This window comes from Microbacterium sp. Cr-K32 (assembly GCF_000708345.1).
Classification (GTDB): Bacteria; Actinomycetota; Actinomycetes; order Actinomycetales; family Microbacteriaceae; genus Microbacterium; species Microbacterium maritypicum_A.
In genome coordinates this window covers 166953-187641 of the sequence record NZ_JARD01000009.1, presented here as the reverse complement: position 1 = coordinate 187641, position 20689 = coordinate 166953, and the positions used below count along the sequence as shown (strand labels likewise).

The following is a 20689-nucleotide window of genomic DNA, read 5'->3' as shown; positions in this document are numbered from 1 at the left end:
CAAGAGTGAGTGAGTAATCACTCTCTACGCCGAGATCCAGACACGAACCCTGAACAAGAACAGGAGCACCTCATGACCACTCTCACCCCCACGACCACCGCGGCCGGCTCTGGCGCGCAACCGCGCAGCACGCGTCGCTGGCTCGCCCTCAGCGTCCTCGCCCTCGCGCAGTTCCTCGTCGTGCTCGACGCCTCGATCGTGAACATCGCCCTCCCCGTCCTCGGCGACCAGCTCGGAATGGAAACCACCGCTCTCGCCTGGGTGATCACCGCCTATGTGCTGGCTTTCGGCGGACTCCTCCTTCTGGGCGGACGCCTGGCCGACCGCTACGGGCACCGCCGTGTCTTCCTGATCGGGACGGCCGGCTTCGTCGTGGCATCCGCGCTCGCCGGGCTCTCCGTCTCGAGCGAGATGCTCCTCGGCGCCCGCGCCCTGCAGGGCGCCTCCGCAGCGCTCCTCGCCCCGGCGGCTCTGGCGCTGCTCACCCACCTGTTCCCGGACGACCGGGAGCGTACCAAGGCGCTGGGTGTATGGGGCGCCGTCGCCGGAATCGGCTCGGCGGCCGGCGTCCTGCTCGGTGGAGTGCTCACCGCGACTCTCGGCTGGCAGTCGGTGTTCTTCGTCAACGTGCCGGTGGGCGCACTCGTCTTGATCGCCATCCCGCTGCTCGTCACGCGCGACGGCGTCCGCATCCCCGGCCGTCTGGACGCTGCAGGTGCCGTCACGGTCACGGCTGCGCTGGTCGCTCTCGTCGGGGGCCTCAGCGCGGTCGAACAGCTCGGATTCCTGCACCCGCTGCCCCTGGTGCTGTTCGCGGCGACGCTCCTGCTCGGCGCCGGCTTCGTCGTGATCGAGCGCCGCAGCTCGGAGCCTCTCATTCCGCTGTCGGTGTTCCGCAACCGCAACCTCGCGCTCGGCAACATCGTGATGCTGCTCGGGGGTGCAGCGATGGTCGCGCTCTTCTTCGCCCTCTCCGTCTACATGCAGGCCGTGCTCGGCTACGACGCTCTCGCCGCGGGGTTGTCGCAGCTGCCTCTCGCCGGCGTGCTCGTGCTCGTCGCGGGCGTCGCTCCCGCCGTGATCGGTCGCGTCGGCACGCGACCGGTGCTGATCGGGGCTCTGCTCGTCCTCGCGGGAGGCCTCGTCTGGCTCGCGGCTGCTCCGTCCAACGCGATGTTCCTCGCGCAGCTGCTCGGACCGACGCTCCTGATCGGCATCGGACTCGGTGGCGCCGTGGTGGCGACGACCCAGCTCGCCGTCGACGGTGTCGACGGCGGAGAGGCCGGACTCGCGGGTGGCCTGATCAACACGAGTCAGCAGATCGGTGGAGCAGTGGGGCTCGCCGTGCTCGGAACGGTCGCCGGATTGCGCACCGCAGGGCTTGCGGCAGATGGGGCATCGGCCGCAGTCGCCCTCACGGGCGGCTTCTCCTGGCTCTTCCTCGGCGCGGCGGGGCTGGCGGTTCTCGGGGCGGTGATTGTCGCGGTCTGGCCTCGGGACTGAACACCGAGGCGGATGAAACCCCTGGGGTGTGCAGATGCGCCCCAGGGGTTCGCCGCTCGTGCCGAATGACGCAATGTCAATTCACCGACCTATTCCTCGCGCAAACAGACAACACCTGCATACATCTATGTTGGCATTCTGCTCCAGGATTTGGATCGGACGCCGCGCGAGGCAGATACTTCTGGCACCCGGACCTCGTCAACCGGCTCCGGGAATCGACATGCAGACATCCTTCTCTCTTGCGCCAGGAACGACCATCGCCATCGTCGGTGCCGGCCGTCTCGGACGCGTACTCGCGCGGGCCCTGCGGTCCGCCGAGATCGAGGTGCTCGGGCCGGTCGGACGCGACGAACGGATCCCGGATGCGGACATCGTCCTGCTGTGCGTCCCGGACGCGGCGATCACCGGGGCCGCCGTCGACGCACGGCCCCACGCGGGCTTCCTCGGGCACGTCTCCGGCGCAACTGCGCTCACGGATGTGGACTTCAGCCTCCATCCGCTGCAGACCTTCACCGGCGCGGAGGGGCCCGAGGTGTTCCGCGGCATCGGCGCCGCGATCGCCGGCCGCACATCCGAAGCGCGTCATATCGGGGAACAGCTCGCCGTCGCCCTCGGTGCGCGTCCCTTCGAGGTCGATGACGCGCACCGCGCGAGCTACCACGCGGCGGCATCGTTCGCTTCGAACTTCGTCCTCACCGTGCTCGACTCCGCGGAAGGCCTGGCCTCGGCGGCGGGCATCCCCCGCGATGAAGCACGGGCGCTCCTGGCCCCGCTGGTGCACCAGACGGTCGAGAACTGGGCGACGAACGGCGCCGCACCTGTCCTGACCGGGCCCATCGCCCGCGGCGACGAGGCGACGGTCGCGCGCCAACGCGCTGCCGCCGAAGAGCTCGACCTCTCCAATCTGTTCGACGCGCTCGCTGCAGCCACGCGTGTGATCGCCGCGCGCCCTGCTGCCAGCACCCCCATCACGAAAACCGAGGAGGCATCCGCATGAGAATCCTCCGCACGATCCCCGAGGTCAGGGCCGCGATCCGCGACGCCAGAGCCGAGAGCAAGACGGTGGGCCTCGTGCCCACGATGGGCGCCTTCCATGAGGGTCACCTGTCCCTCATGCGCGCCGCGCGCGAGGGCTCCGACCTCGTCGTGGTCTCGCTCTTCGTCAATCCGACCCAGTTCGGCCCGAACGAAGACCTCAGCGCCTACCCGCGCGACGAGGCGCGCGATGCCGCGCTCGCCGAAGCCGAGGGCGTCGACATCCTCTTCGCCCCCTCCCCGCCCGAGATCTACCCCGACGGCTTCGCGACGAACATCCACGTGTCGGGCCTCACCGATGTTCTCGACGGCGCGACCCGCGGGGCGCACCACTTCGACGGCGTCGCCACGGTCGTCACGAAGCTGTTCGGCATCGTCCGTCCCGACACCGCCTATTTCGGGCAGAAGGATGCGCAGCAGGTGCTCGTCGTGCGTCGCGTCGTGCGCGACCTCGATCTCGATGTGCGGATCGTGGCGTGTCCCATCGTGCGGGAGGCGGACGGACTCGCCATGAGCTCGCGGAACGTCTACCTCGACTCCGCCGCTCGTGCACAGGCGGTGGCGCTGAACCGCGCCCTCGACGCCGGGCTCGCGATACTCGAGGCGGGTGACCGCGACGCGGGCAGCATCCTCTCCGCCGCGCGCGACGTGCTCGGCGAGGCGGAGATCGACCCCGAGTACCTCGAACTCCGAGACGCCGAGACGCTCCGCCCCCTCGCTCGTGTCGACCGTGACGCCCTTCTCGCGGTCGCCGCGCACGTGGGCGCTGCCCGTCTGATCGACAACCACGTCCTGCGCGTCGCCGATGCCGCGGAATCCATCGACACGAATCCCACCGATACGGAGACTCGCGCATGAGTGCTCACGCCGATCCCCGCCCCCGCGTCACCCTCGCGACCCTCGCCGCGAAGAGGTCGGCTCGTGAACCCATCGTCATGGTCACCGCCTACGACCACCCGAGTGCGCAGATCGTCGAGGCCGCCGGCGTCGATATCGTGCTCGTGGGCGACTCCGCGGCGATGACCGTGCTCGGCTACGACAGCACGGTGCCGGTCACGGTCGACGAGATGCTCATGCTGACCGCGGCTGTGCGGCGCGGACTCACTACTCCGCTGCTCGTCGGCGATCTGCCGTTCGGATCGTACGAGGCCTCCGACGAGATCGCCATCGCGACCGCGCAGCGCTTCGTCAAAGAGGCCGGCTGCGACCTCGTCAAGATCGAACGTGGCGGCACGACCGTCGACCGGGCGCGTGCGCTCGTGCAGGCGGGGATCCCGGTCGTCGGACATGTCGGGCTCACGCCGCAGACCGCCACCGCGCTCGGTGGATACCGTGCTCAGGGGCGCACCGCCGAGACCGCGCTGACCGTGATCGACGACGCCCTCGCGCTGCAGGCGGCCGGGTGCTCGATGCTCGTGGTCGAGGCGGTGCCCTCCGAGGTGACCGCCGCCCTCGTGCCGCGGCTCGACATCCCGGTGATCGGCATCGGCGCCGGTGCGGATGCCGATGGGCAGGTACTCGTCTTCCACGACCTGCTCGGTCTCTACGACGGCGGGGCCGCCAAGTTCGTGAAGCGCTACGCCGATCTGCGCGCCGCCGCGATCACGGGTGTCGAGGCGTATACGGCCGAGGTGCGCGCTGGCATCTACCCGGCAACGGAGCATGGGTACCGGATGCCGGAGGGCGAGGCGGCGCGTCTCGTCGAACTGCTCGCCGAACGGTAGATCGCGTGCGGCCGCGCGGCTGCTCGTCGTTGCGGCTCTCCTGCACAGCCTCCGTGTTCGACGAGTTGTCGACACCTTGTGCTTCCGGGGCGGGGAGTGCAGTCGGTGGCGCTCTAGCGTTGCGCGGATGAACCTCTCTGAGCATGTGCACGTGACGTGGGCACTTCACGTCGGGTTGTCTGTCGCCGATCGTCCTGAACTCACCCGAGTCATCCGCGTGCCACGCGACGCCCCCTCCTACTGGGTCGTGGAGGCGTACCGCCTCAGTCTCGGGCGCGAACCCGACGTCCCGGAGAGCGAGGAGGAAGCCGACCCGCCACCCCTCATCGATCTCCTGCCCTGGCGATGTCGCACGCAGCAGGTGTCGATCCCCGGCGTCGCCGAGTCGGTCGACGTGACGATCACCGGTCCGTTCGAGACCCGTATGGGCGATCCGCGGGTCACCGTCGTCGATGCGGGCCCTGCTGACGAGGATGAGCGGGTTCCGGGGGATTGGCAGACGCGACGACCGCCGTTCCGGGCGGAGCATGTGGAGTTCGAGCTCGCACAGCGCTTCGGCCTGGTGCAGCCGCGCCTCGACCCGTCGATGGGGGGAGTGGTCGGCGACGCCCTGCGCGACCCCTCACCGCTGGCGTCGCTGTGCGAGTCGTTGAGTCCGGTGCGTCGACTGGCTCTTCTCGCGCACCTCGATGACACAGGGCTGATCGACGCCGCACCGCCCGATTCGGTGACGGGTGATTCGGTGACGGCTGGTTCGACGACGGTGGAGACCGTGACGGAGGGTGTGCGGGCGCTGGTGGCGCAGATCGGTGTCGATGGGGTCGAGCAGGATCCGGCGGACGGATGGCTGCCTCGCCCGGTCGCAGCCCGCGCCGTCGAGGCCCTCGGGTGGCCGGACGCGGCGCCGCCCGGCCGGCCCGACCCCGCGGAGTCCCTGGCGCTGCTCGCGCGTCGCACGAAGGCGGTCCGCCGATTTCGCAGGCGCGTCGTGGTCACTCACCGCGGGCAGGCACTGGCGAAGGGCGAGCTGCGTGCATTCGCGCGGATCGTCGAGGCCGTCCGCGCGATCGGAAGAGAGGGGATGTTCCCCAGCGGGCAGCCGCGCACGGTGACCCTGGCGCTGCTGGCCGTCGCCGATGGCTCGGCCGCGACGTTCGATGAGCTCTCCGAGTTCATCGAACGCGGTGAGGCGGCCGTAGCGGAGGGGCGACGAGGCGGAGCATGGGGCTTCGAATGGTCGCTGCGATCGCGTCAGGAGGACGGTGCGGACCGCCGTTTCGATCACCGAGACGCGGCGGGGCGGGTGATCGAGATCCTGTGCGCACTCTCATCGCCGGGAGCCTTCGGCTCGATCACTCCAGCGATGCGCGTCGTCGCACGAGCGGCTCTGCGGTGACTCCGCTGGTGGCGGGCAGGGCTGACGGCTGCCAGGGCTGGTGGCGGGCAGGGCTGGCGGTGGGCAGGCGCGCCGATGCGGGGATGGTGAAGGAGAGCGCCGGAGTGGGGTGGCGTCAGCGGCGCCGCGCGAGTGCTCGGACCCGACGGACAGCGCGTCCGGCGAAGTCCTTGAGGCGACCGCCCGGCCATTCGCGGCGAAGCTCGACCGTGCCGTCATCCCTGGCCGCGAGCGTGCAGTTTCGGCCGGCAAGCAGGGGCGACTTTCCCGCGCGGGCGAGCACCGCCGGGGCGGCGACGAGTGGCGTCTCGAAGGTCCATCCCGCGCGCCGGACCTTCACGGTCAGAGCGCCTCCACGCGATTCGTCGTCCGGGCCGAAGACCCTCACAGGGTCGATCGATACGCGGGCGGCGTCGAGGTTGCGAGGGTGGCGGCCTCCGATGCGGCGCTCGGCACCGGTCTCACCGTCGGTGAGGAAGAGGTCGACCCGATCATTGCGAAGCTCGCGGTCGGCGACGAGGAGGGTCTCCGGAAGGCCGTCGATCGTCGAGACGGGAAGCGAGATCAGGCGCGTCACCTTCTTCTTCTTGGAGACGGAGTTCCGGGGGACGGAGTTCTGGGAGACGGATGCCCGGGGGTCCGGGTCCGGGGATTCCGCCACAGGAACTTCGACGACCGTGGTTTCGAAGACGAAGGCATCATGCCCTTCGCTCGTGAGGGTCACGCGCAGCGTCAGGTGCAGGCCGCCTCCACGAGACCAGCGTGCCTCGGTCACCGCCGCGTGACAGGTGATCCCGGCCTCGAACTGCGCAAGCGCCAACAGGTCTTCGCGTCGATCGGCGCGGAGCAGGCTCGCGCGGATCCGATGCGGCAGGCCGAGACCGGCATCGACGCCCGGCCCGAACTTCTTCTGCACCAGGGGAGTGACGACGTCGAGCAGGCGGTCGCGGTAGTCGTCCGGATAGCGGGCCATCTGTCGACCGGAGAGCCGCTTCAGGATCTTGCCGCGGAACCAGTGCCGCAGAAGCCGATCGCGGAGCTTTCCGGGTTCGGTGTGCGCCTCGACGAGATCGAGCACCGTCTCGAGATGGGGGAAGTACGATTCCGGGTCGATGCGAGAAGAGCTCGCGCTGCCCGGTTCTTTGACCCAGGCGTAGCAGGGTTCGCTCGCGAGGATCGAGATCGTCGACGCGGCGAAGTACGCCTGCATCACGAACAGGTGATCCTCGAGGCGCACCTTTCCTTCGGGGAAGCGGATGCCGTTCGCCCGAAGGAAGGAAGTGCGGAACATCTTGTGCGGGGTGAGCATCTCCAGGAGCGGGTCGGTTCCGAGGACCGCGTCGGGGACGTCGTGGCTGAAGATCCGGCTCGGCAGACGACGGCCGATGCCCACCTCCTTGCCCACGATCACATCGGACGAGTGCTGGTCGGCATAATCGCACAGCTTCTCGAGCGCACCGTCGAACAGGTAGTCGTCCTGGTCGACGAACTGCACATACGTTCCGCGAGCAGCGTCGACGCCGTGGTTGCGAGGCATGCCGGGCCAGCCGGAGTGCTCCAGCGACAGCACCCGCACATGGGGGCGGTCGCGGGCGATGGCTGCCAGACGTGCACCGGTGGGCTCGCCCGAGCCGTCGTCGCACAGGAGCACCTCGAGCGAGGCCGTGCCGAGGGTCTGTCGATCGAGCGACGCGATGAGGTCGTCGAACGAGGGCCCGGGCCGGTACACCGGGACGATCACACTCACGCGGATGTTGTCCGCGGATGCCTTGCTCTTCTCCGGCCGATCACTCTGTGACAAACGTCTCACTCCCCCAAGTCGACAATCCCCCGAGCTAAACACGACTTCCTGTGTGCGTCACCGGGCTTGCGCGACGGCCGGGCGTGTGCGCGGTTCACGCGACACGAGGAAGGGGGGATCGAACGACGGGCGGCCGCGACGGAGAATTGGAGCAGAGGAGGGGACGAAAGCCCGTGCTCATCCGGAGCTCAGGAGGCGATTCTCTGCGCGCCCGAGTCTGCGGAGCGCGAGCCGACCTCGGCCCACACCGCATCCAACGAGAGGCACAGTACATCGGCCACTGCCGCGATGGTCGAGAAGGCCGGCGTGGCCACGCGGCCGGACTCGATCTTCCGCAGCGTCTCGGGGGAGATGCCGGCATCCAGCGCGACCGCCAGCATCGATCGTTCACCGCGTGCGCGGCGCAGCAACGCTCCCAGACGCTCGCCGCGTTCGACGTCGGCCGGGCTCAGAGGCATGCGGACCATCATGACGCCCATTCTAATACCGGGATAGTATTACCGGGATAGTTATTGGATCCGCGAAGCCGCATCGAACGACACGGAGGAACACCCATGATCGAGATCCTGAACGCCGAGGAGCTCGTCCGCGCCAGGGCCGCCGGTGCGCTCGTCGGCGACATCCTGCAGGCGCTGAAGACCCGCGCCGAGGTCGGCGTGAACCTGCTCGACCTCGACCGATGGACCCGCGAGATGATCGAGGAGGCCAGCGCCGAATCCTGCTACGTCGACTACGCGCCGTCGTTCGGGCGGGGCCCCTTCGGGCACTACGTCTGCACGGCTGTGAACGACGCCGTTCTGCACGGCATGCCTCACGACTATCGACTCGCCGACGGCGACCTGCTCACGCTCGACCTGGCCCTCACGCTCCGTGGAGTCTCCGCCGATGCCGCCGTCAGCTTCGTGGTCGGCGATAACCCCGCAGCCGAAGACCTCGCGATGATCGCGACGACCGAGCGTGCGCTCGCCGCAGCCATCGCCGCCGCACGCCCGGGGGCGCGCATCGGCGATCTCTCGTACGCCATCGGCTCGGTCCTGAGGGCCGAGGGCTACCCGATCAACCTCGAGTTCGGAGGTCACGGCATCGGCTCCACCATGCATCAGGATCCGCACGTCGCGAACGATGGGCGTCCGGGCCGCGGCTACACGCTCCGCCCGGGGCTCCTGCTCGCCCTCGAGCCCTGGGTCATGGCCGACACTGATGAACTCCGCACGGATGCGGACGGGTGGACTCTGCGCAGTGCGACCGGATGCCGCACGGCCCACAGCGAGCACACGATCGCGATCACCGAGCACGGCGCGGAGATCCTCACCCTCCCCTCGCCCTGACCGGCCGTCGCGCTGACGGGGGCCCGGCCCCTACAGTGGGTGCCATGCGCGACGCGGCGTCTCTGGACTGGACTCAGGTGGATCTCACGAGCCGTCGCGGCGCCTGGGGTCAACGCATCACGGCCGGCCTGCTGGTCGCGTCGGGAGTGATCGGCTTCGCTCTGAGCTTCCCCTCACTGTCTGCGTGGTGGTGGGAGCTGGCCCTCCTCGGCTTCGGGTGCCTGCTCATGGTGCTGCTGGGCATCGGGCTCTGGATCAACGCGAGAGTGAACGCGGACGAGACCGTCACGCTGAAGGAGTCGGGGGTCCGTGTCGAGCTGCCGGTCGTCGGGGCGTTCGAGACGACCGACGAAGCTGTGCGGTACCAGCTGCAGCTGCGTCTTCCGGAGCCCGAGCAGGGCCGCGAATACCTGGTGCACGCGTGCGGCGACCGCCGATGCATCGCCGCCGGGCGTGCAGCGCCGAACGCCGAGCTGCCCGTTCTCATCGATGCGAAGACGAAGACATGGGGTGTCATCCACGGGGTCGACGCATCGGAAACTCCCACCCCACCCTCAGGGTGAACGATATATCGTTGAGTATCGTTCACCACAGCAGGAGGTCATCATGAACAACGCATTCCCCTCCAACCCGTTCGGCGGCAACAGCGGCCCCGGGAGCAACGGCGGACCCGGCGGACTCTTCGGCGGATCCGGCTTCGGCACGGGCCCCGGCGGCCCGGCATCCGCGATCTTCGAAGCCATGGACCAGCTCCGCAAGTCGTTCGAGTCCCGCCCCTCCGGCGGCTCGCGCATGGCCCGCGGCGATGTCCGCGCGGCGGTGCTCTCCCTGCTCGGCGAGAAGCCGATGCACGGTTACCAGATCATCAACGAGATCGCCGAGCGCAGCGGCGGCACCTGGAAGCCGAGCGCCGGTTCCGTGTACCCCACGCTGCAGCTGCTCGCCGATGAAGGACTCATCGAGGCCGAAGAGCAGAACGGTCGCAAGACGTACTCCCTCACCGAGGCCGGCCGTGCCGTGTCCGAGGAGAACTCCGAGACCCCTGCTCCGTGGGAGGCGTCGTCCGCCAAGGACGGGCACCGCGACAGCGCCCGTTTCAACGCTCTGCCGAAGGCGGGCGTCGACCTCGCCGCCGCCGCAGCCCAGGTCGGCCGGAGCGGTTCGCCCGAGCAGGTGCAGCAGACGATCGAGGTCCTCGACGAGGCCCGCCGTAGGCTGTACTCGATCCTCGCGCAGGACTGACCGCGCAGTGCGGCATCGAGCGGGGACCTGCGAAGGAGCCACGCGATGACGGATGCTGCGGCACAGGGCGTTCACCGCGCCAGGTACCGTCGCATCCTGTCGTTCGCGGGCCGGGAATTCCTCAAGATCTGGTGGTTCGAGCTCGTCCTCCCGCGTTTCGGGATGAGCAGGATCGCGGAGCGCACCCGTGGCCAGCGGATGCAGACCTTCGCACGGCGCTTCCATGTGCTCGCGGTCGAGCTCGGCGGGCTCATGATCAAGGTCGGCCAGTTCATGTCGTCGCGCCTCGATGTGCTGCCGCCCGAGATCACGAAGGAACTCGAAGGGCTGCAGGACGAGGTCCCACCCGTGCCCACGCCGGCGATCCGCGCTCTCGCCGAAGCCGAACTGGGCATCCCTCTCGAGCGCGCGTATGCCTGGTTCGACGACACGCCGCTCGCCGCCGCCTCGCTCGGGCAGGTGCACCGCGCCAGGCTCTCGGCCCTCGACGCCGCCGACACCGGTCTCGGAGCGGTCGTGGTCAAGGTGCAGCGGCCGGGTATCGACGAGATCGTCGCCGTCGACCTCGCGGCGCTGCGGCGCGTCGCTCGCTGGTTGACCCGCGTGCGCATCGTCGCCGACCGGGTGGACGCCCCGGCGCTCGTCGAGGAGTTCGCCGAGACCAGCCTCGAGGAGATCGACTACCTGCACGAGGCGGCGAGTGCCGAACGCTTCCGCGAGAACTTCGCCGACGACCCTCACGTCGATACCCCGGAGATCGTGTGGGAGCGGTCGACCCGTCGGGTGCTCACGCTGTCGGATGTCACGGCCATCAAGATCAACGACACCGACGCCCTCCGCGCGGCCGGCATCGATCCGGCGCAGGTCGCCGCGGTGTTCGCCGAGGTCATGTTCGACCAGGTGTTCACGCACAGCTTCGTGCACGCCGATCCCCACCCGGGCAACATCTTCGTCACTCCGGCGCCGTCGATCGACGGAGAGCCGGGGCCGGGATTCCGCCTCACGTTCATCGACTTCGGCATGATGGCCGAGATCCCGGCGAGTCTCCGCGACGGGCTGCGCACACTCCTGATCGCGGTCGCCGGGCGTGACAGTCGCGGCCTCGTCGCCGCGGCTCAGGAGATCGGCGTGCTGCTGCCCTCCGCCGACACCGCCGAACTCGAACGGGCTCTGAGCACGCTGTTCGCCCGCTTCGGCGGCATGGGTTTCGCCGAGCTGAGCAAGGTCGATCCGCGCGAGTTCCGCGATTTCGCGGAGGAGTTCGGCGACATGGTGCGCTCGCTTCCGCTGCAGCTGCCCGAGAACATGCTGCTGTTGATCCGTGCCGTCTCGCTGACGTCGGGCATGTGCAGCGGGCTCGATCCCGCCTTCAACGTCTGGGATGCCGCCGAACCCTATGCCGGTCGTCTGCTGCGCGACGAGAGCGGGAACATCGTGCAGGCCTTCGCGAACCAGGCGATGGGCACGATGGCCACCACGTGGAATCTGCCCGGCCGGATCGACAAGATCATCACGCGCATCGACGACGGCAATGTCACGTTCGACACCTCCCGTCTGGAACGCCGACTCGATCGGCTCGAAGGCATCGCCCGCCGTATCGCGTCGGGAGTGCTCTTCGCCGCGATGCTCATCGGTGGCGCGCTGCTCGTCCCCTCGATCGCGCCGTTGGGCATCACCCTGATCTGCGTCTCGGCGCTTCCGCTGCTGCACTCCGTGTTCGGCGGGCGCCGCTCGCGGTAGAAACGGCACGCCCGGGAAACCCAGGTCATCCGGCATCCGTCCGGCGTGCCGTGCGCCGACACGCCGCGGATCGCGAGGGTCGTCTGGGTTTTCGCCTCCGTGCGTGGCCACCTCACGTGACAGGATGGGATGCCATGGAGACCCCTGACGAGAAGCCCGACGAACGCTCCGCAGGACACAATCCTCCGCGCCCCCGCACGGATGCCGTCGGTACGGGAGCGAACCGCCTCCCCGCCAAGGCCACCGAGACGGCACGGAAGATCGTCCGCGACATCGCCGCCGTCCCACCCCGCAGCGTGCACCCGGCGCTCGTGCCCGGTGTCTCGGTCGAGGAGACCGGGCGCACCTATCGCACCGACCCGCTCGTGTTCGGCGTCGCGGTCGCCCTCACCCTCGCCTTCATCGCGTGGGGAGTCTTCGCGGGCGACAACCTCGCCGGCACGACCCGCACCGTGCTCGACTGGGTGGTGGAGTACTTCGGCTTCTTCTTCACGACCATCGCCACGGTCATCCTGGTCTTCATGCTGTTCGTCGGCTTCAGCCGCTACGGACGCATCCCGCTCGGTCGTGACGACGAAGAGCCCGAGTTCTCGATGTTCTCGTGGATCTCGATGCTGTTCGCCGCGGGCATGGGGATCGGTCTCGTCTTCTGGGGCGCCGCAGAGCCGCTGAACTTCTTCGAGAACCCGCCGCCCGGCACCGTCGAGGCGAACACCCTCGACGCGATGCACACGGCCCAGACCCAGGTGCTCTACCACTGGGGCCCGCAGGCATGGGCGTTCTACGCGCTCGTCGGCGGCGCCATCGCGTACGGGGCCTTCCGTCGCGGTCGCACCCCGCTCATCTCCTCGATCTTCGCCCCGCTGCTCGGCGAAGGACGCACGACCGGGCCCCTCGGACGCACGATCGACATCTTCTCGATCATCGTGACGCTGTTCGGCACCGCCGCATCGCTCGGACTCGGCGCCCTGCAGATCGGACACGGTGTCGAGATCGTCAGCGGCGCGGGGCCGCTCGGCAACGGCGTGCTGATCGCGGCGATCGCCGTGCTCACCGCCTGCTTCATCGCCTCCGCCGTGTCGGGCGTCTCGAAGGGCATCCGTGCGCTGTCGAACATCAACGCCGTCGTGGCGCTCCTGCTGGCGTTCTTCGTCTTCTTCGTCGGACCGACCCTCCTCATCCTGAATGTGATCCCCTCGGTGGCCGTGCAGTTCATCGGCGACCTTCCGCAGATGATCGGTCGCTCGGCCTCGCAGGGCGAGGCTGCTCAGACGTTCCTGTCGAGCTGGACGATCTTCTACTGGGCCTGGTGGATCTCGTGGTCGCCCTTCGTGGGCATGTTCATCGCCAAGATCTCGCGCGGACGCACACTGCGCCAGTTCGTTTCGGTCGTCATCGTGGTCCCGTCCGCCATCTCGCTCGTCTGGTTCGCGATCTTCGGAACCACGGCGATCCAGCAGCAGATGGGCGGAGCGAACCTCACGGTCGATCCGCCGGAAGAGGTGCTGTTCGGCGTGCTCGAGAACCTCCCGTTCTCGATGATCACCAGCGTCGTGCTCATCCTGCTGATCGCGATCTTCTTCGTCACCGGGGCGGACTCCGCGTCGCTCGTGATGGGCACCCTTTCGCAGCAGGGGAGGCCGGAGCCGGCGCGTTGGGTCGCAGTGGTCTGGGGTGTGCTGGTGGGTGTGATCGCCGCCGTGCTGCTCGTGACCGGCGAGGAGGGGAGCGGTCTGAAGTCTCTGCAGAACGTGACCATCATCGCCGCGCTGCCGTTCGCGATCATCATGGCCTTCATGATGGTCGCGTTCATGAAGGACCTGCGGCGTGATCCTCTGATCCTGCGCGAGCGCTACGCCAAGGCCGCGGTGCGGCACAGCGTCATGGCGGGACTCGAGGAGTACGGCGACGACTTCGCGCTGGTGCCCGTCGCGTACGACCATTCCGAGGACGATCTCGACTGGATCGACGAGTCCACCGTCGACGATTCGCTCGCCGAGGTCTACGAGGCCGCGACCGAGGCGATCGACATCATCCCGCCGGCCGAGGTGGATGCGGTCGTCGACGCGGCGCTGGAGGACGGCCCCGTCTCTCCGGATGCCGCGGTCGATCCGGAGCAGCGTCGCGCGGACTGAAGCGGAGCGGCGCGGAGATCAGGCGATCACGCCGGACCAGGCACCTTCTCCGAGGGTCGGCCGGAATCGGCGGGGTCGCCGGTCGCCGCGACGGATGCCTGCGCCTCTTTCGCCTCTTCGGCAGCGGCCGTGATGCGTGCGGCCATGCCGGCGAAGATGGCGCCGTGGAACGGCAGGACGGCGAGCCAGTACAGCCGACCCGTCAGGCCGCGGGGGAAGAAGATCGCGCGCTGCTCGTAGCGGGCGCCTTCGTCGTCGGGCACGGCACGCAACTCCAGCCACGCCTCGCCCGGCACCTTCATCTCGGCGCGCAGGCGCAGGAGCGATCCGGCATCCGTCGTCTCGACGGCCTCGACGCGCCAGAAGTCGATCGCGTCACCCACGCGGGCGGCGGTGCGGCTCCGGCGTCCGCGGCTGAGGCCCACGCCGCCGACGATGCGGTCCATCCACCCCCGCACCGCCCACAGCAGCGGTGAGGAGTACCAGCCGTTCTCGCCGCCGATGCCGAGGATCACGCGCCACAGCTCCGCCGGGGAGGCGCTCGTGGTGACCGAGCGGGAGTCGGTGAAGACCGTGCGTCCGGCCCATTCCGGATCGCTCGGCAGGGGGTCGCTGGGCGCGCCGGAGACCTCGGAGTCCTGCCAGCTCGTCTCGATCGTGTCGCCCCGGACTCGACCGAGCGCCAGATCGACCGCGCGGCGGTAGGGAGTCAGCCCGCCTTCCGGGCGGGGGATGAGCTCGTCGACCTCGTGGTCCTTCATGATGCACTCGTTCTGCAGTGACGCGACGAGCGGGCGGGCGATCGACCGCGGCACCGGGGTCACCAGATTCACCCAGTGCGATGCGAGGCCGGGGGTCAGCACCGGGAGGGCTGCGATCGCACGCTGCCGGAGCCCGGCCTCGACCGCATAGCCGTTCATCATCTGTCCGTAGCGCAGCACGTCGGGGCCACCGATGTCGACCGCACGATTCACGTCGGGGTCGACCCGCGCCGCTCCGAGCAGGTAGTGCAGCACGTCGCGCACAGCGATCGGCTGGATGCGGTTGCGCACCCACTTCGGCGCGGGCATATACGGCAGCACGTCGGTGAGATGACGGATCATCTCGAAGGACGCCGAGCCCGATCCGATCACGACGCCCGCTTGCAGCACGAGCGTCGGCACGCCGGATCGCAGGAAGATCTCGCCCACGTGCACGCGCGAGCGCAGGTGCGGTGAGAGCTTCGCGTCGTCCGGATGCAGGCCGCCGAGGTAGACGATCCGACGCACGCCCGCGCGGGCCGCCGCCTCGGCGACCGTCGTCGCGGCTCGCTCGTCGCTCTCCTCGAAGCCCTTGCCCGCAGACATCGAGTGGATCAGGTAGTACACGACGTCGACGTCGTCCATGGCCGCGGCGACGGCGTCCGCGTCATCCGCCGACCCCTCGACGATCTCGCAGTCCGGACCCCAGGGGAAGGATGCCGCCCGCGCCGCATCCCGTACCAGCGCGCGCACGCGGTATCCGGCGTTCAGCAGGCGCGGGGTCAGCCGCCCTCCGATGTATCCGGTCGCACCGAGGACGAGGGCGCGCGGCGCGGAGCCGTCGTCGCGGGGGATGGCGCGCAGCGTCTCTTCGCGACCGGTGGGCTGGGTGAGTTCGGGCATGTCCTGAGCGTAGGCCGGGCGTCCGACGCGCGGAACGGGGTTGCGGGGTGCGGCGGCGGTCTGTAGGAGGGCGGTGCGCAGGCGGCGGTCGCCGTCCGTGGAGCCGGGCGCGGATCCGTGTGGGCAGAGCCCCTCGTCGCCCCGTACGATCGTAGACATGGCTTCAATCGAATCGATTCGACGATCCGAGCCGGATCAGGCGTCCCGGCGCGCCCGCATCGCCGTCTCCGCGCTGTTCCTCACGAACGGGGCCCTGTTCGCGAACATCCTGCCGCGTTACCCGGAGATCAAGTCCGCGCTCGGGTTGGACAACCTCGGCTACGGCTTCGCGATCGCCGCCTTCCCTGCCGGCGCCATCGCTGCCGGGCTCTTCGCGGCGGTGCTGATCCGGCGCTTCGGGTCGTCGCGCATCGCCGTCATCGGCACCGTGCTCACGAGCCTCGGGTTGCTGTCGGCGGCTCTCGCGCCGTCCGGGGTGCTGTTCGCCGTCGCGCTCTTCCTCGGTGGAGCATCCGACGCCATCACCGACGTCGCGCAGAACGCCCATGGCCTGCGGGTGCAGCGGCGCTACGGGCGCTCGATCATCAACGGCTTCCACGCGATCTGGTCGATCGGTGCGGTCCTGGGCGGCGCGATGGCCGCAGTCGCGATCGCGTTGCAGCTGCCGCTCGGTGTGCACCTGGGCATCTCCACGGCCGTCTTCGCCACGGTCGCTCTCGTCGCCCTGCGGTTCTGCCTCCCTGGCCGTGACGACGAGGTCGCCGATGAGGCGGCGGTGGAGCCCGTCGACCTCGCTGGTGCGGTGCGCCGCGGTGTGACCCCGCGCACCGTGATCGCGATCATCGCGCTGACCCTCATCGCGATGGCGGGTGCCGTCGCCGAGGATGCGGGGAACTCGTGGGCGACGCTGTACCTCGCCGATTCGCTCGGGGCTGCCGCGGCGATCGCGCCGCTCGGCTTCATCGCCCTGGTCGGCGCGCAGTTCGTCGGCCGGATCATCGGCGATCCGCTCACGGATCGCTTCGGGCAGCGGTGGGTCGCCAGGGTCGGCGGTCTCATCGCCGCGGCCGGCATGACGCTTGCGCTCGCGTTCCCCACCGTGCCCGGTACGATCCTGGGTTTCGCCGCCGTCGGATTCGGCATCGCCACTCTGATCCCCGCGGCCATGCATGCCGCGGACGAGCTGCCGGGGCTGCGGCCCGGCGTGGGGCTCACGGTCGTCTCGTGGCTGCTGCGCCTCGGTTTCCTGCTGTCCCCGCCGTTCGTGGGATACATCGCCGAGAACGAGAGCCTGCGCGCCGGGCTCCTCGTCGCCCCGGTCGCCGCTCTCGTCGCCGTGTTGCTGGCGGGGTTCCTGGAGAAGCGCCGACCGCGCAGCTGACCTCCCTGAGGTGCGGGTGTCGTTTGGATGTCGGGAGGGCGGGTGCAGGGTGTTCTCGCGGCGATTCGTCCTGCATTCGGGAACACTCCCGCCGCCTGGCGCGGCTGGGGATCTTGCGTGCAACCCGGGGGTTGCGCAAGAGGATCGCATGTGCAACTCTAGAGTTGCAGCTGGCCGATCGGCCGGCGAAGCATGCAGGTGACCACGAAAGGACCCATCGTGGTGAACATGACCCACAACGAGGCATCCGTCGTCGATGAGGAGACCTTCTCCGTTCGGCGGAGCATCCAGATCGCAGCCCCCGTCGACAAGGTGTGGCGAGCGGTGGCCGAGCCCGAGCACATCTCCCGCTGGTTCGGGCGCACGGTGCTGGATGGTGCGGGCGTCGGAGCCACCGGCACGATGACCTTCCCCGACTACGACGTGATCCCGTTGCGCGTCGAGGAGTACGACGAACCGCGACGCATCACCTACCGCTGGAACAACGACGATGCGCTCGGGAAGCTGCCGGAGAGCATCGACGAGTCGACCTCGACCGTGTTCACCTTCACCCTCGAAGAGGCCGACGGCGGCACCAGGCTCACGGTCGTGGAGAGCGGATTCGAGCGCACGTCGGATCCGCTCTCGAACCTCGAGTCCCACCGCACCGGCTGGGACCTGGAGCTCGACAAGATGGTCGCACTGGTGGAAGGCGAAGCGTGACCACGGAGACTCTGCTGCCCGTGTTCGCGGCGCTCGCGGACGAGACGCGCTGGAGCATCCTGACGGCTCTCGGCGAGGGCGATGCGTCGGCATCCGCCCTCGCCGGGCGTCTTCCGGTGTCTCGGCAGGCGATCGCGAAGCACCTCGCCGTCCTGCAGGAGGTGGGTCTCGTCGAGCCGGTGCCGGTGGGGCGCGAGGTGCGCTTCCGTGTGGTCGGCGCCGAGCTCTCCGCCACGGCCGCGAGGCTCGATGTGATCGGGCGCGAGTGGGACCGCCGCCTCGCCGCGATCAAGCAGATCGCAGAGGGGCTGTAGGGCGTCACTCCGCGGCTTCGGAGCCTTCCTGGTCGCGGATCACGTCGCGAAGCTCCTGGTCGAGGTCGGACGCCTCCTCGATCGCGGCCGTCATCCCGGCGAGGAACCGGGTGACCACGGCACGTTCCTGATCGGAGAGCTCGTCGACGAGCGTCAGCATGCGGCGATGCATCGCGCCGAGGGTGGCGCGCACCTCTTCGTCGCTGCTCACCGTCGGGACCACGACGCCCGCGCGGCGATCGGTGGGGTGCGCCTCTCGGCGGACGTGGCCGCCCTTCTCCAGGCGGTCGATGAGCGTGGTCGTCGATGCGGTCGAGATGTTGAGCATCCTGGCGATGTCGATCGGTCGGACGATCCGCCCGGCGCGCTGTTCCCTGAGCAGGAATCGCAGCGCCATGAGGTCGGTCTCGTTCATGCCCATCGAGGAGCGCGTGCGTGCGCGCATGGCGGTCTCGGCTGCGCGGTAGCGTCGCAGCATGTTGAGCACGTCGACGGTGCTGGCGCTCTCTCCGTCCGGGTACCAGTAGCCCGAACGTGCGTACTCCTGGGAGTCGTTCATCAGGCGACCACCTCTCCGCCGTCTGCGCTGAGCGCCGTCTCGCGTTCGAGCATCTCGACAGCCCCTGTTGCGACCTCGGCGGGGACGACGAGCAGGAACCCGCCCGTGATCGCATCGTTCTCCGCGGTGATGATGCGCGCGATCCGCTCGCGACCGGCTGTGGGGAACTGCTGGTGCAGCTGGTCGAGCAGGTCGGCGTAGCGGACGTATCTCTCATCCTTGAGGTCTATTGGATCGACCATGACGTCCCTTCTCGTCGTGATTCCATCCTCTCACCGTCGGAAGCGCCTGATGATCGCCCATTTTGCTAGACAGTCCAGTAATCAGCTCGTCGAGGTAACATGGGGCGGCGGAGATGGGGAGTGGTGACATGGGGCAGAGGCTGGAGATCGCGACACCGGAACTCGCGCGGGAGGTGGATGCGCTTCGCCGTGCCGACGCGCGGCTCGGGCGCCGGCTCGCTGCGGGGCGCCAGCCGAACGAGACCGATCGTGCCGCCATGCGTCTGATCGCGGAAGCGCCCGCCGATCGTCCGGTGACGCCGCGGGACCTGGCCGGGCATCTGGGCGTGAGCACCGCCGCCGTCACATCGGTGCTCCGTCGACTCGCGGAAAGGGGCCAGGTGGTCGTCTCCACCCATCCCCAGGACGCGCGTTCGAAGATCGTGCGCCCGTCGTTGCGTGACCTGCATTCTCCCGCCGACGAGATCTCGCGGCGGGTCGAGGGGATCGAGAGCGAGTTCACACCCGACCAGCTCGCGGTGATCTCACGGTTCCTGCGACGTCTCACCGAGGAGATCTCGGATCTGACCTGAGCCGACTTCCAATTAGCTAGCTAAACTAGTAATCTATTTTCCGAGAGATAAATCGGAGGAGGAGTCATGGGTCAGCTCAGCTATGCCGGAGAGTCGCAGACGTTCGAGGTCGACGACGAGGTGCTCTCTCACCTCCGTCTCGTGGCGGTCACCAAGCTTCGCCGCGGCGAGTCGTTCCCGCTCACGCTGCGTGTCTCGGACTCGCGCACCGAGACGCTGTGGATGCACGCCTCGATCCCGGTCCGCTTCACGATCGACGCCGACGTGGAGTTGCAGCGGCCGGTGCTGGTCAAGATGATGGCGGCGGCGAGCGGCGCCGGGGGCCTCGACCTCACCGACATCGACTTCACGCCACTGAGTTCCTCCGCGAGGGTGATGCACGCCGTCGCCTGACGACAAGCTCGCCTCCCTCGCCGATGCACTCCTGGGCAAAGCAGTGCAGCTCGCGGGCGGGGAGGTGCGCGGCCACGCAACCGGGGGGTTCGCGTCGCCGCTTCTGACGCTCGGCCATCGAGAATCGGGTCCCGATGGCCGAGCGTCGATTCTGTCAGAGGGCGGTGTATCCGCCGTCGACGAGGTGGTAGCTGCCGGTGATGAAGCTCGCCGCATCGCTGGCGAGGAAGGCGATGAGGTTCGCGACCTCGTCGGCCTGGCCCAGGCGTCCGATCGGGTGCTTGCTCACGAGGAAGTCCTTCGCCTCGTCGCCCATGTTCGCGAGCAGCGGGGTGTCGATGAAACCGGGGCCCACGGAGTTCACGCGCACGCCCTTGGCGGAGTACTCGAGCGCCGCCGACTTGGTCATGCCGACCACGCCGTGCTTGGCGGTGACGTAGGCGGGCGAGCCGGCGAAGCCGACGCTGCCGAGGATCGAGGCGATGTTCACGACCGAGCCGCCGCCGTTCGCGAGGATCGAGGGGATCTGTGCCTTCATGTTGCGGAAGACCGCGTTGAGGTTGATCGCGATGACCTTGTCCCACGCCTCGTCCTCGTACTCGGCCGTCGGAGCGCTGGCGCCGCCGATGCCCGCGTTGTTGACGCCGATGCGCAAGGGAGCGAGCGAGTTGGCGAGTTCGATGGAAGAAGCGATCCAGGCCGCATCCGTCGCATCGCCGACTGAAGCCTCTGCCGTGCCGCCGGCAGCGCGGATCTCTTCGACGACCGCGTTCGCGTGCTCCGCGTTCAGGTCGTTCACGACGACGGATGCGCCGTTCTTCGCCAGCAGGAGAGCGGTCGAGCGTCCGATTCCGCTGCCTGCTCCCGTCACGATCGCCGAGCGGTTCGAGACGTCGTACTGAGCCACGAGTGACTCCACTTCCGGGCGGGCGCGGTGCCGGGAGATCTTCTCGGACGGTCCGTCCTTCACTCCAGCCTA

21 protein-coding genes are annotated in these 20689 nt (G+C 69.0%); 15 read left to right on the top strand and 6 right to left on the bottom strand.

The genetic code is table 11. From position 1 onward, the window contains the following. Positions 1–72 precede the first annotated feature (72 nt). The 5 genes from GZ64_RS0104035 (at position 73) to GZ64_RS0104015 (ending at position 5658) form a co-directional block, all read left to right on the top strand. On the top strand, positions 73–1503 hold the full coding sequence (locus GZ64_RS0104035; protein ID WP_029265240.1) for an MFS transporter: 1431 nt from the start codon (positions 73–75) through the stop codon (positions 1501–1503). 220 nt (positions 1504–1723) lie between these two features. Continuing rightward, complete coding sequence (locus GZ64_RS0104030) at positions 1724–2500, top strand: DUF2520 domain-containing protein (RefSeq protein ID WP_029265239.1); 777 nt, start codon at positions 1724–1726, stop codon at positions 2498–2500. Next, positions 2497–3396 carry a pantoate--beta-alanine ligase gene (gene panC, locus GZ64_RS0104025; RefSeq protein ID WP_029265238.1) on the top strand — a complete coding sequence of 300 codons (900 nt, stop codon included), beginning with the start codon at positions 2497–2499 and terminating at the stop codon, positions 3394–3396. Before GZ64_RS0104030 ends, panC begins: the two co-directional genes overlap by 4 nt. Further along, entirely contained in the window at positions 3393–4262 is an 870-nt protein-coding gene (gene panB / locus GZ64_RS0104020) for a 3-methyl-2-oxobutanoate hydroxymethyltransferase (RefSeq protein WP_029265236.1), read from the top strand. The genes panC and panB overlap by 4 nt, the downstream gene beginning before the upstream one ends. Before the next feature lie 127 nt (positions 4263–4389). Then, on the top strand, positions 4390–5658 hold the full coding sequence (locus tag GZ64_RS0104015) for a hypothetical protein (protein ID WP_029265235.1): 1269 nt from the start codon (positions 4390–4392) through the stop codon (positions 5656–5658). Positions 5659–5773: 115 nt separating this feature from the next. Here GZ64_RS0104015 and GZ64_RS19390 read toward each other — a convergent pair whose 3' ends face one another. Together GZ64_RS19390 and GZ64_RS0104005 are read right to left on the bottom strand one after the other, a co-directional pair. Further along, a complete protein-coding gene (locus GZ64_RS19390; protein ID WP_168441089.1) occupies positions 5774–7405 on the bottom strand; it encodes a glycosyltransferase family 2 protein in 1632 nt (543 codons plus the stop codon). Positions 7406–7647: 242 nt separating this feature from the next. Further along, entirely contained in the window at positions 7648–7926 is a 279-nt protein-coding gene (locus GZ64_RS0104005) for a helix-turn-helix domain-containing protein (protein WP_029260145.1), read from the bottom strand. Positions 7927–8013: 87 nt separating this feature from the next. Between GZ64_RS0104005 and map the strand changes: the two genes are divergently transcribed. The 5 genes from map to GZ64_RS0103980 all read left to right on the top strand — a co-directional run bounded on the left by map (position 8014) and on the right by GZ64_RS0103980 (position 13904). Beyond that, positions 8014–8787 (top strand): type I methionyl aminopeptidase, encoded by a 774-nt coding sequence (gene map, locus GZ64_RS0104000; protein ID WP_029265233.1) that lies wholly within the window; start codon positions 8014–8016, stop codon positions 8785–8787. A gap of 44 nt (positions 8788–8831) precedes the next feature. Next, positions 8832–9350, top strand: a complete 519-nt coding sequence (locus GZ64_RS0103995) for a hypothetical protein (RefSeq protein WP_029265232.1) — start codon at positions 8832–8834, stop codon at positions 9348–9350. 43 nt (positions 9351–9393) lie between these two features. Then, positions 9394–10029 carry a PadR family transcriptional regulator gene (locus GZ64_RS0103990; protein ID WP_029265231.1) on the top strand — a complete coding sequence of 212 codons (636 nt, stop codon included), beginning with the start codon at positions 9394–9396 and terminating at the stop codon, positions 10027–10029. A 45-nt stretch (positions 10030–10074) separates the two neighbouring features. Then, positions 10075–11769 carry an ABC1 kinase family protein gene (locus GZ64_RS0103985; RefSeq protein WP_029265230.1) on the top strand — a complete coding sequence of 565 codons (1695 nt, stop codon included), beginning with the start codon at positions 10075–10077 and terminating at the stop codon, positions 11767–11769. A 134-nt stretch (positions 11770–11903) separates the two neighbouring features. Beyond that, positions 11904–13904, top strand: coding sequence for a BCCT family transporter (locus GZ64_RS0103980; protein ID WP_021198427.1), 2001 nt, complete (start codon positions 11904–11906; stop codon positions 13902–13904). Positions 13905–13930: 26 nt separating this feature from the next. Here the strand turns inward: GZ64_RS0103980 and GZ64_RS0103975 are convergent, their stop codons facing one another. Beyond that, entirely contained in the window at positions 13931–15547 is a 1617-nt protein-coding gene (locus GZ64_RS0103975) for an SDR family oxidoreductase (protein WP_051667844.1), read from the bottom strand. 157 nt (positions 15548–15704) lie between these two features. Between GZ64_RS0103975 and GZ64_RS0103970 the strand changes: the two genes are divergently transcribed. The 3 genes from GZ64_RS0103970 to GZ64_RS0103960 all read left to right on the top strand — a co-directional run bounded on the left by GZ64_RS0103970 (position 15705) and on the right by GZ64_RS0103960 (position 17944). Then, complete coding sequence (locus GZ64_RS0103970; protein WP_029265228.1) at positions 15705–16928, top strand: MFS transporter; 1224 nt, start codon at positions 15705–15707, stop codon at positions 16926–16928. 198 nt (positions 16929–17126) lie between these two features. Further along, a complete protein-coding gene (locus tag GZ64_RS0103965; RefSeq protein WP_231479823.1) occupies positions 17127–17630 on the top strand; it encodes an SRPBCC domain-containing protein in 504 nt (167 codons plus the stop codon). Next, complete coding sequence (locus GZ64_RS0103960; RefSeq protein WP_029260139.1) at positions 17627–17944, top strand: ArsR/SmtB family transcription factor; 318 nt, start codon at positions 17627–17629, stop codon at positions 17942–17944. Before GZ64_RS0103965 ends, GZ64_RS0103960 begins: the two co-directional genes overlap by 4 nt. Positions 17945–17948: 4 nt before the next feature. On the opposite strand, the gene GZ64_RS0103955 is transcribed toward GZ64_RS0103960, so the two are convergent. Both GZ64_RS0103955 and GZ64_RS0103950 read right to left on the bottom strand, forming a co-directional pair. Beyond that, positions 17949–18503, bottom strand: coding sequence for a MarR family winged helix-turn-helix transcriptional regulator (locus GZ64_RS0103955; RefSeq protein WP_021198422.1), 555 nt, complete (start codon positions 18501–18503; stop codon positions 17949–17951). Then, entirely contained in the window at positions 18503–18745 is a 243-nt protein-coding gene (locus tag GZ64_RS0103950) for a hypothetical protein (protein ID WP_021198421.1), read from the bottom strand. Before GZ64_RS0103950 ends, GZ64_RS0103955 begins: the two co-directional genes overlap by 1 nt. A 128-nt stretch (positions 18746–18873) precedes the next feature. Here GZ64_RS0103950 and GZ64_RS0103945 point away from each other — a divergent pair, with 128 nt between their 5' ends. Then, positions 18874–19317: a MarR family winged helix-turn-helix transcriptional regulator gene (locus GZ64_RS0103945; protein WP_029260137.1), complete on the top strand. Its 444-nt coding sequence runs from the start codon at positions 18874–18876 to the stop codon at positions 19315–19317. A 66-nt stretch (positions 19318–19383) separates the two neighbouring features. Beyond that, complete coding sequence (locus tag GZ64_RS0103940) at positions 19384–19710, top strand: DUF7882 family protein (protein WP_021198419.1); 327 nt, start codon at positions 19384–19386, stop codon at positions 19708–19710. 154 nt (positions 19711–19864) lie between these two features. On the opposite strand, the gene GZ64_RS0103935 is transcribed toward GZ64_RS0103940, so the two are convergent. Continuing rightward, positions 19865–20617 (bottom strand): SDR family NAD(P)-dependent oxidoreductase, encoded by a 753-nt coding sequence (locus GZ64_RS0103935; RefSeq protein ID WP_029265225.1) that lies wholly within the window; start codon positions 20615–20617, stop codon positions 19865–19867. Positions 20618–20689 lie beyond the last annotated feature (72 nt).